Annotated in this window: 14 protein-coding genes and 1 tRNA gene; 6 read left to right on the top strand and 9 right to left on the bottom strand. The window is 59.7% G+C overall.

From position 1 onward, the window contains the following. Positions 1-77: 77 nt before the first annotated feature. Complete coding sequence (locus tag G5S37_RS17155; RefSeq protein ID WP_165205682.1) at positions 78-608, bottom strand: hypothetical protein; 531 nt, start codon at positions 606-608, stop codon at positions 78-80. A 294-nt stretch (positions 609-902) separates the two neighbouring features. Beyond that, complete coding sequence (gene trpC / locus G5S37_RS17150; protein WP_165205681.1) at positions 903-1,697, bottom strand: indole-3-glycerol phosphate synthase TrpC; 795 nt, start codon at positions 1,695-1,697, stop codon at positions 903-905. A gap of 89 nt (positions 1,698-1,786) precedes the next feature. Between trpC and G5S37_RS17145 the strand changes: the two genes are divergently transcribed. After that, positions 1,787-1,861, top strand: a tRNA-Gly gene (locus G5S37_RS17145). A gap of 155 nt (positions 1,862-2,016) precedes the next feature. Then, positions 2,017-2,586 carry a hypothetical protein gene (locus G5S37_RS17140; protein ID WP_165205680.1) on the top strand — a complete coding sequence of 190 codons (570 nt, stop codon included), beginning with the start codon at positions 2,017-2,019 and terminating at the stop codon, positions 2,584-2,586. A gap of 68 nt (positions 2,587-2,654) precedes the next feature. On the opposite strand, the gene G5S37_RS17135 is transcribed toward G5S37_RS17140, so the two are convergent. From G5S37_RS17135 to G5S37_RS17110, 6 genes are all read right to left on the bottom strand, one after another. Further along, positions 2,655-2,975: a hypothetical protein gene (locus G5S37_RS17135; RefSeq protein ID WP_165205679.1), complete on the bottom strand. Its 321-nt coding sequence runs from the start codon at positions 2,973-2,975 to the stop codon at positions 2,655-2,657. Positions 2,976-3,047: 72 nt separating this feature from the next. Further along, positions 3,048-5,483 (bottom strand): sialidase family protein, encoded by a 2,436-nt coding sequence (locus G5S37_RS17130; protein WP_165205678.1) that lies wholly within the window; start codon positions 5,481-5,483, stop codon positions 3,048-3,050. Positions 5,484-5,513: 30 nt separating this feature from the next. Further along, positions 5,514-6,953 carry an MFS transporter gene (locus G5S37_RS17125; RefSeq protein ID WP_343229861.1) on the bottom strand — a complete coding sequence of 480 codons (1,440 nt, stop codon included), beginning with the start codon at positions 6,951-6,953 and terminating at the stop codon, positions 5,514-5,516. A gap of 18 nt (positions 6,954-6,971) precedes the next feature. Further along, positions 6,972-8,048: a sugar kinase gene (locus tag G5S37_RS17120; protein WP_276616968.1), complete on the bottom strand. Its 1,077-nt coding sequence runs from the start codon at positions 8,046-8,048 to the stop codon at positions 6,972-6,974. Next, positions 8,045-8,728, bottom strand: a complete 684-nt coding sequence (gene eda / locus G5S37_RS17115) for a bifunctional 4-hydroxy-2-oxoglutarate aldolase/2-dehydro-3-deoxy-phosphogluconate aldolase (RefSeq protein WP_165205676.1) — start codon at positions 8,726-8,728, stop codon at positions 8,045-8,047. The genes G5S37_RS17120 and eda overlap by 4 nt, the downstream gene beginning before the upstream one ends. A gap of 28 nt (positions 8,729-8,756) precedes the next feature. Then, on the bottom strand, positions 8,757-9,533 hold the full coding sequence (locus G5S37_RS17110) for a GntR family transcriptional regulator (RefSeq protein ID WP_165205675.1): 777 nt from the start codon (positions 9,531-9,533) through the stop codon (positions 8,757-8,759). Between the two features lie 191 nt (positions 9,534-9,724). Here G5S37_RS17110 and G5S37_RS17105 point away from each other — a divergent pair, with 191 nt between their 5' ends. From G5S37_RS17105 to G5S37_RS17095, 3 genes are all read left to right on the top strand, one after another. Continuing rightward, positions 9,725-12,004: a DUF3160 domain-containing protein gene (locus G5S37_RS17105; protein WP_165205674.1), complete on the top strand. Its 2,280-nt coding sequence runs from the start codon at positions 9,725-9,727 to the stop codon at positions 12,002-12,004. A 107-nt stretch (positions 12,005-12,111) separates the two neighbouring features. Then, positions 12,112-12,951 (top strand): 50S ribosomal protein L11 methyltransferase, encoded by an 840-nt coding sequence (locus G5S37_RS17100; protein ID WP_165205673.1) that lies wholly within the window; start codon positions 12,112-12,114, stop codon positions 12,949-12,951. 168 nt (positions 12,952-13,119) lie between these two features. Beyond that, positions 13,120-14,286: a pyridoxal phosphate-dependent aminotransferase gene (locus G5S37_RS17095; protein ID WP_165205672.1), complete on the top strand. Its 1,167-nt coding sequence runs from the start codon at positions 13,120-13,122 to the stop codon at positions 14,284-14,286. A 73-nt stretch (positions 14,287-14,359) separates the two neighbouring features. Here the strand turns inward: G5S37_RS17095 and G5S37_RS17090 are convergent, their stop codons facing one another. Further along, positions 14,360-15,178 carry a metallophosphoesterase gene (locus G5S37_RS17090; protein WP_165205671.1) on the bottom strand — a complete coding sequence of 273 codons (819 nt, stop codon included), beginning with the start codon at positions 15,176-15,178 and terminating at the stop codon, positions 14,360-14,362. Positions 15,179-15,479: 301 nt separating this feature from the next. Here G5S37_RS17090 and G5S37_RS17085 point away from each other — a divergent pair, with 301 nt between their 5' ends. Next, positions 15,480-15,797: a hypothetical protein gene (locus G5S37_RS17085; RefSeq protein WP_165205670.1), complete on the top strand. Its 318-nt coding sequence runs from the start codon at positions 15,480-15,482 to the stop codon at positions 15,795-15,797. Positions 15,798-15,803 lie beyond the last annotated feature (6 nt).

Below are 15,803 nucleotides of genomic sequence, written 5' to 3'. Positions count from 1 at the left end.
GCAAGGAATATGGGACACGTCTCGCTAGCGGCGTGCGTGAGTACTTTTGCCTCCCTTGGCAGCAGCTTTGTCGGAGATCATTGCCAGCTCGTGATATTGTCATCCCACGTATTGTAGTCTCCGTCAGGTCCGGCAGAGTAGATGATGACCGTCGAGGAGATCCTACCCCCAGGATGCCCAGGGATGGAGATCTCGCCGTCGCTGTTGTAGTCGAGGATCATGACGTAACCCTTGGTGCCCCAGGTATCGACCAGCCCATTTTCTGGGGTGTAGCCAGCGCCCGACTTTTTTCTCGCAGGGGGTTCAAAAAAGGGGACATTGCGAGGATTTTTTGATTCGTCCTCTCCAGTAAGGATCTTGATGATGCCACGACCTTTTTCGCTCGTGGTGTCATATCCTTGGGTGTTGTCTTCAGTCGGTGGAGGGGAATCCAGGGCTGGAAGCCGGCTGTACTCGGTTTGGTAGGCTTTGACGGCGAGCACCAAGCCTTGCATCTGCGCCCTGGCAGGCCGAAGACCTCTGGCATTGCGTTCGGAAAGAAAATCAGAGAGGAGTACCGCGCCGCCTAAAACTCCAAGCACCAACGCGATGATGCAGCCAGCTGACATACCCTTCTTCTCCCGTGGAGGTGGCAAAGGGGGAGGTGAGGGCGGAAGCGATTCGTCTGGAGCACTCATCGGTTGAGTGATTCCATCATGGGGCATCAGAGGCTGGCAACAGAATAAAGTCGCGTTGCCCGCGGTCCTTCCAATTACGGCTCCCGGGTCCAGGTACCTCGCGAGGAGAGGGCCCGGGCGAGAAGCCGTTCCTTTATGATGAACCGTCGCAGCGGCAGAACCGCGCGCGCCCAAGAAGGGCGCGCTCACATTGACCTACTGTTTACTGATCTACTGCTTACAGAATCACCGCTCCACAATCACCTTCTCCACGCGCAGCGCACGGGCCATGTCCATGGGGTGCTCGTGGCGCATGAGGGTTTCGCCCACTAAGAGTGCATCCGCGCCGGCGTCGGCAAGGCGTTGGGCGTCTTCCACGGACTTGATGCCGCTTTCGCTGACGAGCACCACGTCATCCGGCACTTCCTCCACGAGAGCTTCGGTGGTGGCGAGGTCGACGGTGAAGGACTTCAGGTTGCGATTGTTGATGCCAAGGATGCGTACGTTGGTCGCGAGGGCGCGCTCCAGCTCGGGGAGGTCGTGCACTTCCATGAGCACATCGAGCTGGAAGGTGTGGGCTACATCCAACAGCTTCTCGAGCTGGTCCTGCTTCAGCGCGGCCACGATGAGCAGGATGGCATCCGCCCCGGCGACCGCGGCTTCGAAGATCTGGGCCTCGTGGATGATGAAGTCCTTCCGCAGCACCGGGATGCTGACCTCATTGCGGATGGTGGTCATATACTCCAGCTTGCCTTGGAAGTACTTTTCATCCGTGAGCACGGAGATGGCATTGGCGCCGCCCTTTTCATAGGTGCGGGCGATGGTGAGGTAGTCGAAATCGGGCTGGATGACCCCGGCGGAGGGGGAGGCCTTTTTCACCTCGGCGATGAGGCCCATGTGTCCGGGGTCGGCGCGGAGGGCGTCGTAGAGGGAGCGGAAATCATTGCGTCCAGCGGCGGCAGCACGGAGTTTCTCCATGCGGGGCAAAAGGCGCTGCACTTCGGTATGTTTGTGGGCGATGATTTCGTCGAGCTTGTTCATTGAGAGGGAGAAAGAATAACAAAGAAAATGCGACTTTCGACTTGAAACATTCACGTAATTCGCCATTATCACCGTCCGCACTAAACAATGCGGGTGTAGCTCAGTGGTAGAGCACTTCCTTGCCAAGGAAGATGTCGCGCGTTCGAATCGCGTCACCCGCTCCACTTTCCATGAAGAAAGTGCCTAGGGGAAGAGGATTGACGAAGTTAAGGGTGTGGACAAAATGCGAACTATGCGACGCGTTGAATCTGTGGGTTACACTGGAAAATATCGGAACAGGTCTGTGAGGTCTTATGGTGGGGACGAGGAAGGGAAGGGTGTGAGACGCCTGGCTCTTTTCCTGGTGGTGGTGGGGCTCGTGGCACCGTTCATTCCTCAACTGGCTTCCCTGATGGGCAGCTTCGGCTGGGGGGTGTACCTTGCGCTGCTCATCGCGTCGCTCATCATCATGGTGAAAGGGGCGTTCTTTCGTGGCTGCTTGGGCATCTTGTTCGCAGTGATCGTCCTGCCTCTCTGGGTGGTGCTGGGTCCCCTGGGCATCCGGATGGCGACGGACGAACGAGGATGGAAGCAGGTACTTCTGGAGGAGGCGAAGAAGCACGAAGTTCCACAGGACTTGATTTCCAAACTGGAACAGATTGTAGCGGCTGAAGGAATGCGCGGAGAGCCTGGAAGTCCTGGGCTGCCATCTCCTGAGTCCGTCGCAGGCGGCATTGAAACCATCACTTCGAAGGATGGCAGGACGATTCGTGGCACGATCGAAGCCTACGAGGCCTGGGGCGTGACAATGAAGCGTGAAGACGGCCAAATCGTGAACATCACCTTCGAACTGATGAGCGCCGGAGACATGCAGAAGTTCCGCGATCGGTACAACAACCAGCAACGCTAGCTGGTCTTCAGCAGTTTGCATGTCCCTCTCTCGCGGGCTCTCGGATTGCAGGTCGGTCGGAGCCCGTTTCAAGGCGCCATCTCGCCGTGGATGACTTTTCCCCTCGCTGGATCCACGCGGATTGACCAGAGCCCGTTGAGGGTCGGTACGAAGCCAACGAGTGTCCGCATGTCGCGATAGGGGGTGAGCGCTGTCAACCGCTCCTTCATCTTCGCTGTCCGCCCGGTGTCGTTTGAGCCCTCGATTTGTTCCTGCAGAAAGTCCAGGTAGCTCTGGTCAAACGTGCTCTGTGAGACGAAGTCCAGCGAGGTTGCGGCATTCCGCACTTCGGAGGGGAGATGGTCCGTTCCCAATACAGCCCTGATGAAGATGATCAGGTCTTCGTTCACGGGTTGAGTGGGAGGAGGCGGCCGGGAATCATCAGCGGGGAGACAATAACCGGAGAGGTGGGGAGAAGTTTTTCAGTTTTTCTCTGCGATGCGGCCTTTTGCGACCTCGTCCGCCTTTTCCATGAGTTGCGGTTCACGGGTCTCGCGCACGCCGCCGCCGTGGTCGGCCAGACGATTGATGAGTTGCCGGAGACGGCTGCCTTCGTTCACCAGTTTGCCGGCCTTGATGTCGGCTTCCGTAATCTTGGCGAAGAGAATTTCCTGCTCGTCCTTGGTGTAGCGGCCGCAGTCATAGGTGATGTAGAGGCAGCCGTTCGCTCCCTCCGTGCCATCCGGGTAGCTCACCGACTGGCGGTCGTCGAGGAGCAGCTTGTGCGGCCAGGTCTTGCCTTCGTCCTCGGAGAGCATCGCGGTCAGGCGGCTGCGCCCCTTGGGGACATCATTCACCACGAGGAGCCAGTTGCCGGACTTCAGCCTGGTAAAGAAGAATCGGGTGTTCACACCACGCTCGGTGGTGAAGGGCTTGTCATTCACCCAGGTGGCGCCGTTGTCGAAGGACTCGATTTGCCCAATGCCATAACTGGTGCGCACAAGAGCGATGAGGCTTCCATCTTTGCGTTGCACGACTTGATGCTCGGAGAAGACGCCGTCCTTGACGCGTGCTTTGGACAGAGGAGTGAAGCTTGCTCCCTGATCGCGGGATACGTAGAAGAGGGTGCGCTCTGGGTCCTTGGAGTTGAAATTGTCGATGGGGCGAATCCAGTCGCCATTGGCAAGGACGGTCGCCTTGTTCAACCCGACACCGAATCCTGCGAACACAGGCGGGTGAAACTGTGGCGTTGCGCTCTCTGCATCCACCATGCGGAATCCCCACAGCGAGCGGATGCCATTGGCATCCTTGATGCGCATGTTGCGATACACGAACCACCAAAGCTGGCCTTTGGGATCCACCCAGAGATGCGGATCGCCGGTATTGCCGCTGAAGAAGAGGCTGGCATCATACACAGCCACGGGATTCGTCCACGTCTTGCCATCGTCCTCACTGGTGACCAGCACGGCGTGATTGCCTTCGCTGCCCTCGGCGAGAGGTCCGGTATACCACGTAGCCCAGAGACGGCCGTTGGGACTGCGCTCGATGCCGGGGATGCCTTGCCACATGCGAAGACGCGGCCAGTAGCGCGGACCGGGATTGGTATTGAGTACCGGAGGTGTGAGGGTGGTGATGCCGAAAGAGTCGGGAGAAGGGACTGCGCTTGCTGCGGAGGTGGAGGTCGTGGCCGATTTCGCTGGTGAAGGGGATTTCTTTTCGGGTTCTTTCTCCTTCTTCTTCGGTGAGATGGCGGTGGATTGATTTACCTGGACTCGCAGACGGGTGGTATCGGAGGGTTTGCCCGCGGCGACGTCGGCCTCTGTGAAAGCTGCCATGAGAATTTGCTTCGCCTCGGTGCGCTCGAAGTCATAGATGATCCGAATCACGCCGTCCTTGTTCTGCACCCCATCAGGGTAGGATACACCCTTGCGCTCATCGAGCATGAGACCGCCTGTCCAGGTGATGCCGTCGTCGTCACTCAGCCACGCGGTGAGGTGGGAGCGCGTTTTCATGTCCGGTGGATTGTGGCGCACGAGTAGAAGCTTCCCTGAGTTCAGCCGGCGGATGAAGAAGCGTGAATTCACGTGTGGGATCTTCGAAGGAGCCCCGGGTGTCCACGTCTTGCCGCCATCCGTGGAAATGCTCTCAGCGATGCCAGCCTTGGTGCGGATGAGCATCCAGAGGCTGCCGTCCTTGCGCTCTACGACCATGTGCTCGTCGAAGATGTTCTCCGGAGCGCGGGTCTTGCCGAGGAAGGCGAAGGTGTGGCCCTTGTTGCGGGAGATGACCACTTGGGCGCCGCTTTCCTCGGGGAGATTGTGACGATGCTCCTCACGCGTGCGCTTGTCCACAGGCATGGCCCACATGGAAACAGGGAGGAGCCATTCGCCGTTGCTGCGCACGGTGGGCTTGTTCATCATGATGCCGTTGCAGAGGCGTTGTGGCTCCGACCATCTCGGATTCTCGTCACCGGAATTCTCCGTGACTATGGCCCAGGTGCCGGAACGCCCATCCCACCAGTGGCTGGACTGTGCCCAAAAGAGCCAGAGACGTCCCTGCGGATCGTGCCACAGCGTGGGATCGTAGGCGCGCACATCGCCGGGCGGATCGATGACGAGTCGTGGGCCGGACCACGATTTGCCGTCATCACCACGCGTCACGAGCATCACATAGTTGCCCTTGCCTTCGCCGGGTTCATCAGGACCACCTGCGTACCAGAGTGCCCAGAGCCGGCCGTTGGCAGCGCGCTCCATGCCGGGGATGCCCTGGAAGATACGGGTGCTGTCGCCATATTCAGGCCCGGGGGAGAAGTTCACCTTCACCGGCGTGAGGGCATCGTGTGGATCCGCGGCGACTGCCGTGGAGCCCAGCAAAACGAGAGCGCAGGCGAAGCGGGTGATGAGGGCGTGAGTATTCATGATGGGGTGTATCAATCGTGAACAGGGGGATCAGTCCGGAGCCGTGGCAGGGTCGATAGGGCGGGTGGGATCAATCTTGAACCAGCAGAGGAAGGCCACGACGTAGAGCGCGGCGAAGCTGTAGAAATTCATATGGTATCCATGCAGCAAGGCGGCGTTTGCCTGCTCTGTGGTGAGCGCCTTCACCTCGACACCGAGTGAGACTGCGTGGTTCATCACCGAACGTTCGAGCACCGAACCCGTGACCCACCCAGCGAGTGCACCAGCGAGTCCGGCTCCCATGTTCATGAAGGCTCCGATGGTGCCTGCGAATCGCCCGCCGATATCCTGGCACGTGGCCCAGGCGCTTGGCAGGGTGAGGTCCGTGCAGAGGGCCGCGAGTGATACTGCGAGAAAGAAGATGAAGGCATTCGGTGCTACGGGGGCAATGAGGAAGCAGAGCACGCAGATGCTGTGGCCCACCCAGCCGCAGAGGCGTCGCGCCCTTTTACGATCACCGGTGCGACGGATGATGGAGTCTGTGATCATGCCGCCGAAGAGGCAACCCAGGGCGCCCGCGAGTAGCGGCCCACCTTTGTAGAGCGCGCCCAGCAGGCTGGAATTTGGCATGCCGTAGTGTTTCTCCAGGAACTGTGGCAGGTACGTGATGTTGAAATACCACCCATACGCCTGCGCGGAATACATGAGGCAGAGGGCGAGGAAATTCCAGTCCGTGACGATGCGCTTCCACGGCACGCCGCTGTGGGATTCCTTCACGGCGGCACGGTTGCGGTGAATGTACTCCAACTCTTCGGCATTCACCCCCGGATGCTGCTCCGGCTGGTCGCGAAACTTTCTCGCAAAAGTGATGCACCATATCACACCGATGACACCGAACACACAGAAGGCCGTGCGCCATCCAAAGAGAGCAGGGGTGTAAGTGGTGCCCACCACAAGCAGTGTCCACAGGAAGGGGGTGAGTCCGCCCATGAGTTTCCCGAAGAACCAGACCGTGCCCTGACCGCGCCCGCGCTCCTGCAGTGGCAGCCAGTTGTGCAGAGCGCGGGTGATGTTCGGATAGGCGCCCGCCTCGCCAATGCCGAAGAGCAATCGCACTACAATCAAGAACCCAAGTCCCAACGTCACCGGACCGAACTTCAGGCCTGCCGCTGCGGTGAGCACGGTGAACACGGACCACCACAGCACGATGCGCAGCAGCGCCTTACGAGGTCCGAACATGTCGCCCATCCAGCCCGTGGGCACTTCGAAGAGGGCGTATGCCAATGCGAATGCGGTGAAGGCCCACTTCAAGTCGGCTACACTGTCCAGGTCCAGTGCCTTTACCACATCTCCCGCCGCCGAGGCCAGTGCCACGCGGTCCAAGTACGTGATCATGGACAGGATGCAGACGAACCAAAGCACGCTGTGCCGCACACGCGTGGGTGTAGCAGCAGTAGCAGTGGTTTCTTGTGAAAGGGAACGCGTGGCCATAGCGCGGAGTAGTCGTGTTCAGCGTTTCACTCGGGAAGAGGCATCGCCCTGCATGAGCGCTTCCACCTCGGCACGCGAGACATGCACAAAGTCACCCTCGACGGAGTGCGCGAGACAACCGGCGGCTACTGCGAATCGGACGGCGTGTGCCGGGTCACGGGACCCTGGAGCCGAGAGTGCGTAGATGATTCCCGCCGCAAACGCATCACCGGCACCGAGACGATCCACGATGTTCGGAATCTCATGCGGCACCACGTCGCCATCATGCATGGGAGCGAAGTGCGTGGTGTCCGTGGCCACAGCATGCAGCATCCCGCTCCACAAACTGTGATTGGCAGAGACGCCTTCACGCAGGCTCATGGCGATGTGCGTGAGTTGTGGATAGCGCGTGGCGAGTTTGCGGGCCACATTCACATCCGGATTCTTCGCGCCAGCATCCGCCTGGATATCCAGCAAAGCGGCAGCATCTTCACGACCGCCCATGAAGACGGTCACCATGGGCATGAGTTCCTGCAGCGTGCGTGCGGCGAGTTGTACCGGAGTGAGGGGCAGAGACCAGTTCCACAGTTTGCTGCGGAAGTTCACATCGAGCGAAATTTGCAGTCCGCGTGCGGAAGCTTCACGCAAAGCAGTCCGCGCGACATTCGCCGCATTCTCAGAAAGGGCGGGTGTGATGCCGGTGATGTGAAACCAGGTCGCATCCGCGAAGATGGCATTCCAGTCATAGGCCTCCGGTGGCGTGATGGCCACGGAGGCACCCTCACGATCATAAATGACCTGGTGCGGTCGCTGATTTGCACCTGCCTCCAGGAAGAACAGCCCAAGGCGGCCATGCGGCGTGCGCAAAACGGGGCGTGTATCCACGCCGAACTGTCGCAGATTCACCAGGCACGCGTCCGCGATGGCATGAGCCGGCAGCGCCGATACGAAGGAAGCATTCCCACCCCAGTGGGCGAGCGCTGCCGCCACCGTTGCCTCTGCCCCTGCGAAGGTACTCTGCAGCATGCCGGGCATTGCCTGCTGAAAGCGTGCATGCCCCGGCGTGGCGAGGCGCATCATGATTTCCCCGAGGGTAACAACGACCGCGCGGCTCACGAGTTGCCTCCCCGGGTGCGGTCAATGAGTTCACGGATGGCACGCGCACGGGCCGTGATGGATTCCCAATCGCGCTGATGGATCAAATTTTTTGGCGCGAGCCAGGAACCTCCGATGGCTGGCACCAACGGATCTCCCAGATAGCTCGCGGCATTGTGTTCATCGATTCCGCCCAGCGGGACAAACTGCACACCGAGATGCGCGAAAGGGGCGGCGATGCTCCGCAGGTAAGTCAGGCCACCGCACGGCTCGCAGGGAAAAAACTTCAGCAGCGTGCAACCGAGTTCCAGCGCACGCTCCACATCGGAGGGCGTGCATACGCCTGGCGCGAAGGACCAGCCCGCACTCTGCGCTTCCTGTATCACACGAGGATTCGTTCCCGGCGCCACACCAAACTTCGCTCCCGCTTCCACGCACGCATGTACCTGTTGCGGCGTCAGCACCGTGCCCGCTCCCACCAAGGCACGTGGCACTTCGCTGGACATGCGGCGCAGGGCTTCCAAAGCGCCTTCGGTGCGAAGGGTGAGCTCGATGCAATCGACTCCGCCGTCACATAGGGCATTGGCGAGCGGTACGGCGGCATCCGGATCTTCAAGGATGATGGTGGCAATGACGCCGGACTTTTGAATCCGGTCGCGCCATGCGGGTGAGAATGCAGTGTTGGTGATGGTAGATACCATGAGAAATGTGAGATGAGGCGCTAGCAGTTCAGTGTGCCGGTTCGCGGAGTTCGGCGATGAGTTCCGACATCGCTTCAGTAAGGGGTGGGGGAGCGGTGGTGGTTTTTGGCTGCTTGCCGCGCCGCGCATCGTGGGAGGCCAGGGCGTCCTCCATACTGGTTTGCATGTGAGCTTCCAGATGCTGCTGCGCGGCACTTGCATTGCGTTGGCGAATGGAGCGTGCGACGCGCGCATGTTTCAGCCACACCCACGCCACGTGATGCAGGTCCCGCTCATGGCTGCGGCAGCCGAAGATGGCACTGCGCAGATTCACATCGCCGAAGATGGTGAGCGCGCGACGGTTCTCCGCCGCTTTGATCAGCAGCAGATGGAACGCGAGATCCGCATTGAGATAACGCTTCAGCGGAGCGCCAGTCATGAGCGTTTCACCTGAGGCGCGAAAGTCGCGAATGGCCTCGCGCATGTCATCGCAGCGCTTTTGCAGTTCGAGAATCTGCGCCGGCTTCATGCGACGGGCTGCCTTGCGCACGGCAAAAGACTCGATGGCCATGCGCACCTCATACGCCTCCACAATTTCCGCACGCTCCGGCATCGCCACGTAGGTCCCGCTGGAGGCACGTTGCGTGACGACGCCCTCGGTTTCCATACGGCGGATGGCTTCGCGCACCGGCGTGCGGCTCATGCCCAGTCCTTTGGCCAGCCGCGCCTCGGAGATCTTTTCTCCCGCCGCCAGCTTCCCGCTCCAGAGCTGCGTCTGCAGGTGCTCGTAGGCCCGTTGCGCCAGATTGGAGGGTGCAGTCGCCACCCGCGCCGCCCGTGGTTTCTTCAGCGGGGCGCGTCTGGGGGATTTCTTGGAGCGAGTGTGTGCTGTATTCCGGACCACAAAACCGGTATACCGGTTTTGTGGTGGGCGGTCAAGCGTGAGTTTTTCTTCACCCTGCAAACCGCCGGGACTTGGAGCGTGACATTCACGGAATGAAAAGGTTAGCCTGCGCCATGTTTTCCCGTGTCTTGTTGCCGCTGACCATTGCATCCCTTGGCATTTCAACCAGCCTGGCAGATGAAGATGGTCCCAAGCCCCCCAAGAACTGGCAGGAAGCCGCGCAGCGTGCCGGATTGACGGATGACCAGTCAACCCGCTTGGAGAAGGACAAGTTCCTGGTCACCGGCGTGGAGGAGCGCCAGTCCTTCCGCGCGTACCTCGGTGGAAGAGAACCCCAGTTTGTGACGAGCGACGCGGTGCTCAATGCCTACCACGTCCTTTTTGAGGAGACGCTCCGCCAGCAGGAGGAAGTGCAGGCGACGGGACTGAAGGATTTCTGCGGCACCGTGTGGAAGGACCTCCGCAGCATCGAAAGGTGCTATGCGGGGGATGCCTCGCTGATCACCAGATCCAAGAACCGGGCCATGTCCATCATGGGTGTGGCGTTGAAACTCATGGGTGGTGAACTTGAAGGCGCTCCCTCGGAGTTGAAGAAGGCCATTGAAGACGAAGTTGCGCTCATCCAAAAGGCCGAGGGGAGGTACAAGCCGGCGATGTTGGGGAAGCCGGAGCCTTCATTTCTCGCGTTTGAATATGCGCTTTTTCGTCCCATAGGATTTTATGCGGACAAGGCCCTGCTGGGCAGATACTTCAGGGCCGTGCGCTGGTTGCAATTGGTGCCATTTCGGGGGGAGCTCCCGGAGGAGCATCTCGCCTACCACATGCTGGGCAGCATTCGGATGCGCCATTATGGAGGCATCTTGACGAGCCGCAGCATTCTTTTCGAGGCTCTGGGTGGAGCGTCGGACAATCTCGATCTCGATGAAACACGGATAGGTTCCTATCGGGAAGACAAGCTGACGGTGGATGAGGCGCTCTTCAAGGGCGGTTTGGAGGTTGTGCAATCGGACATACAACAGAAGGGTTACAAGGCATCTCCCATCTCGGATCGATTGCGTGAGACGGTGCCCGGGGATGAGGACGTGGAGTTCCGGGTCTTGAGTACCTACAGACTCCCTGAAGACCTGGCCATGTACACTGCGGTCGCCGCTCAACCCGTGACACAGCCTGCCATCTCTCCAGGACTTTCTTTCAATGCGTGGCTGGGAGTTCCATCTGCGGAAAAGCTCTTCGAGGAGCAATATGGGAAAGAGGCATTGACTCGCCTGGCGGCAGGCAGGCCCTCGTTGGGAGAAGACTATAGGAATCCCGCGAATAATGCTCTGCCCTGGTGGAAGAGGCTCACTCGTGGGTGGTATCCGGAACTGCGGTACCGAGGTGCGTTGCGCTGGGCGGCAGAAGTGGATGAACGCGCGCCTGCTTTCATGCGCAGTGCCGCATGGCAGGCGAAGGCAATGCAGACCATCGCAGCAAGTTGGGCTCAGGACCGACACGCCTGGGTACTCCAGGCGAAGCCAGAGGTGCACGTGCTGAGTGGCATGGGATCGCCGCAGGGTTTCGTCGAGCCAGTCCCGGAGTTTTTTATGCGACTGAGCTGGTGTGCCCACACCATGGCCCGGCTTGCCTCCGATGCGGAGGCCGTGGGGAATCCCGTGGCCGCCGTGGTGGAGGAGATGAGAGAGACAGCGAAGAGCGAACGGGCTCGCGCGGCGGAAAAGCCAGGTGAGCAGGAGATTTTCGGGGCTACCTGGGTATTGTCCCATGAGCTTGGGACTTATCGCGTGCCGATGGATCACGACAAACTGAAGAATCCCACCCTCGCGGATGTGCACAAGCTGGCGGACGAGCTTGAAAAGCTGGCAACGAGAGTCGAGCGGGAAGCGAGGCCAGGCAGTGAATTGTGGCGCATCCTGCAAGAGGACCGTATCCGAACGGATGTGCTCTGGCACCAGTTGGAGGTCCTGTGCCTGCGTCTCTCCTTCCTGGCGGACAAGCAGCTCGATCGTCGCGCATTCACCGACAGTGAGAACAATCTCGTCTCAGGCATCGGCCATGAACTATCGGAAATCATGCTCTACCGGGGTCAGGCGCTTTTCCATCCCCATGATGATGCTCCGCGTATTGCCTTCCTTTCCTCGCAGCCTCAGCGAAGCAGCATGCAGCACGTGGGCATTGGCCGGCCGCGCCATCTCTATGTGCTCTACCCATGGGAAGGCAAAGAAGTGCTCTGCCGCGGCATCGTGATGCCCTACCACGAAGTGGACGCTTCCACGACCCTTACAGATGAAAACTGGCGCCAGCGATTTTCCAAAGACGGAGAACGCCCGCCGCTGCCGACCTGGCTCCAGGAGTTGGTGCCGGCCACGGCTGCTCTACCCAAGGGAAGGAATTGAATTTTTCACGGGTTGCTCTTGGGATGGGAGTTCGCAGGGGCATTAAGAAAAAGGGAAGAGGCACATTTTTCGCTGCCATCCGGTTCGGGGCACGCTAGCATCCACCCATGTTTGTCTGGTCCAAGCTTTCAGGGAACACGTGGGTAGATGCCTGGGAGGAGCGTTTCGCGGGGGATCCGCGGTTTGTCATCACGCGAATCCCGGGGCGCCATACCGTGCGTGTGGAGGTGTATTGTGAGAAGAAGAAGGAGGCGGAGGAAATCCAGAGCCATTTCGGCGGCGTGGTGCGCGAGGTGAAGGCCCGTAACTGGGCGGCGATGAACCCTGACCCGCCCGTGCCGGTAAAAGTGCGGGACCGGCTTCTCATTGTCGGGGACAAGGAGCGCACCAAGCTGGCGGCGCTGGGCCGGGAGCATCCGGGGCGCCAGATCATCAGCATCCCGCCGGACATGGCTTTTGGCACTGGTCACCATGAGACCACCTCCACGGTGCTGCGCATGCTGGTGGACATTGCGGAGGAGCGGGAGGGTACCCCCTGGACCATGCTGGACCTGGGCACGGGCAGCGGCGTGCTGGCCATCGCGGCGGAGCGACTGGGCGCCGCGAAGGCCTGGGGCTGTGATTTCGACGAACTGGCCATCAAAGTGGCCCTGCAAAACCTGAAGCGGAACCGGACCAAGAAGGTCACTCTGGAGGTGGCGGATGTCCTCAAATGGAAGCCGAAGGAGAAGTGGGACTGCGTGGCGGCCAATCTCTTCCACGATGTGCTGGAGGAGGCTTTCCCCAAGATGGCCCGCGCCATCAAAAAGAAAGGTACCCTCCTCATTTCGGGTATTTTAAAGACCCAGGCCGATGGCTGCCTGAATGCCGGGCGGAAGGCGGGGTTCGTCTTCGAAGAAATTGTCACCCGTGGGAAGTGGGTCACTGCCCAGGGACGGCTGGGATGATTTCGGGCTGAATCCTCTACGCACGAAACGGTTTAGGGCGGCAACCGGGCAAGACCGGGCCGCCGATCTTGTTGCGACATGAGCCCGCTTTCCTTTCACAATCGTTGACAAAGGCCCAAAGCTCTCCTTTTTGCCCCTCCCTCCAATCATTCAATCCCGCCCCTCACAATGGACTTCATTGCCAAAAACGTCGCAGAACTGTCGCCGTCCCTGACTCTCTCTATCACCAGCCAGGCGAAGGCGCTGAAAAAGCAGGGCGTGGACGTGCTGAGCTTCGGCGCAGGTGAGCCTGACTTCAATACGCCGGCGCACATCACGGAGGCAGCCATCCAGGCGCTGCACGACGGCCAGACCCGCTACACCGAGAGCGCCGGTCTGCTGGAACTGCGCGAGTCCATCGCCACGAAGCTGAGCGTGGACAACAACATTTCCTACGAACCCTCCCAGATCAGCGTGAACTGCGGCGCGAAGCATTCCTGCTACAACGCCATTCTCGCGGTCGTAAATCCGGGGGACGAAGTCATCATTCCCGCCCCGTACTGGACGAGCTATCCTGAGATGGTCCGTCTCGCTGGTGGCGTGCCCGTGATCGTGGAAACGAAGGCCGAGAACGGCTGGAAGATCACCCCCGATGAGTTCGAGGGAGCAATGTCGCCTCTCACGAAGATGATCATCCTGAACTCGCCCGGCAACCCGACGGGTTCGGTGTACAGCCGCGCGGAGATGGAAGCCATCGCCGAAATCGCTCTGGGTGAAGACATCCTCATCCTTTCCGACGAAATCTACGAGAAGCTCGTGTACGCCGGTCAGGAGCACATCAGCATCGCTTCCCTGAGCAAGGAAGTGCACGACCTCACGATCACCATCAACGGCTTCTCCAAGGCTTATGCCATGACCGGATGGCGCCTCGGCTACACCGCCGCTCCGAAGGCGATCGCGACCGCCATCGACACCATTCAGAGCCACACGACCTCCAACCCGACCACCTTCGCCCAGTTCGGCGCCATCGCCGCGCTGAATGGAGACCAGCAGATCGTGGCGGACATGCGTGAAGAGTTCGACATGCGCCGCCAGTACATGCTGGGTCGCCTGCAGGCCATCAAGAACATCCGCGTGGTGGAGCCCCTTGGCGCCTTCTACTTCCTGGTGAACATCGAGCCCATCGGCATCAAGTCCGTGAACTTCGCGGAGAAGCTGCTGAGCAAGCAGAAGGTGGCCGTGGTGCCGGGCGTGGCCTTCGGTGCGGAGTACACCATCCGCTTCAGCTACGCGACCAGCCTGGACGTCATCAACGCCGGCATGGACCGCTTCGAAGAGTTCTGCAACCAGCACTAAGCTGGTCTGTTCTTAGAGTCTTACAGAGCGCGCACGGGTGACCGTGCGCGCTTCTTTTTATGCTGGTCGTCCGTCATGAAAACGGAAGGACTTCAATGTCCAGGCGTCCGCCGCTGGCGTTGTCATCGCTCACCACTTGAGGGATGCCGTTCAGCAGATCGAGCGAAGGCGAATGGGTATGACCAGCGAAGACGGCGAGGAGGTTGGAGGACGCGAGGACTTCGCGATGGAAGTCCATGGTCGTTTGCGTGTGGCCTGCCTCGCGCCACTTTGGCCGGCGCTCGATGGTGAAGTTCTTGTCAGACTTAGCACCCCACTCTGGATGTCCGCAACCAAAGCCCAGTGGCCGCCCCAGTGCATAGAGTGGGATGTGAATGAAGAGTAGTGTGGGCAGACCCGCACGTATAAGGCGGCGGAATTCGTCGAGTTGATCGGGCAGGATTTCATACGTGGAGTTATCCACCGCGATGATGCGCAGCCCGTTGATGTCGCGAAATGAGATGAGTGGATTGGATCCTTGATAGAGTGGAAGCAGCCGCTTCTGGATCCACGTTTCGCGCAGCGCCTGACTGGTGCCTTCCATCCCTTCGTAGTGCCAGTCGTGATTGCCTGCGGTATAGAGCCACGTGAGGCCGGACTCCTGAAGCTTTTGCGCCGCCCACTCTACATTCGCCTCGGAAGGAAAGCTGAACAGGTCGCCCGGCAGAGCGAGCAGGTCCGCCTTGTTCTTTTGCGCGATGGCAATGCCTTCTATAAAGCTTTCCTGTGGTGAGGTTTGCCCGCCGGACTTGGCATGGCGCGTCTTCACATAAGCACCTGCCATGCGTTTGCTGTACTGGGCGAAGGGTTCTTCACGTGCGTCCTGCAGTCCGAGGTGTGTGTCGGACAGCATGGTGATGCGTACTGGTCCAGAGACGCCGGGACTGCGCAGGGAAACGGTATTATCCGTGAGTGAGAACGCATTATGAGTAGGCGAAGCGGCAGCGAAAGTGTCGCGTGGAGTCACTCCGGAGATAGTGATTGCGCCGAGCGTCGCTGCAGATTGGAGGAAATGCCTTCGATGCATTTGAAATGAACGTTTGAGCTCCGCACCTCTATCCCGTGCGGCTCTGCAATTAAAAACAAAGGTTCTGCGACAATCGGAGCACTTTGGCATCGGGACTGCTTAGTGACACGCAGCGACCATCTTATTCATGACTTCTATAGATTCACAACGTGTGCCACTATTCCAGGTGACTGCGGACCAGGGCGTCCGCGGTACGGGCAATCCCGACGAACAGCAACGTTTTCTAGGAGAGGTAAAGTTTGTTGATTATTTTGCGCAACTGATAGGCACCAATTTGGGTATGCAAAGCCTGGAATTGGCGGTGGTGGAGGACTCACAGTCCCAGACGGCCATCTATTATGCGCCACCGATAGGAGGAGCTCCCTCCGTCAATGGCTTTATCAGCACAAAGCGCCGCTCCTTGAGCGAACTCGTGGAAACTCTTCGGGAAGAGCATCGCGACTAATAGTTC

This window comes from Roseimicrobium sp. ORNL1 (assembly GCF_011044495.1).
GTDB lineage: Bacteria > Verrucomicrobiota > Verrucomicrobiia > Verrucomicrobiales > Verrucomicrobiaceae > Roseimicrobium.
This window is presented reverse-complemented; position numbering and strand designations above follow the sequence as displayed.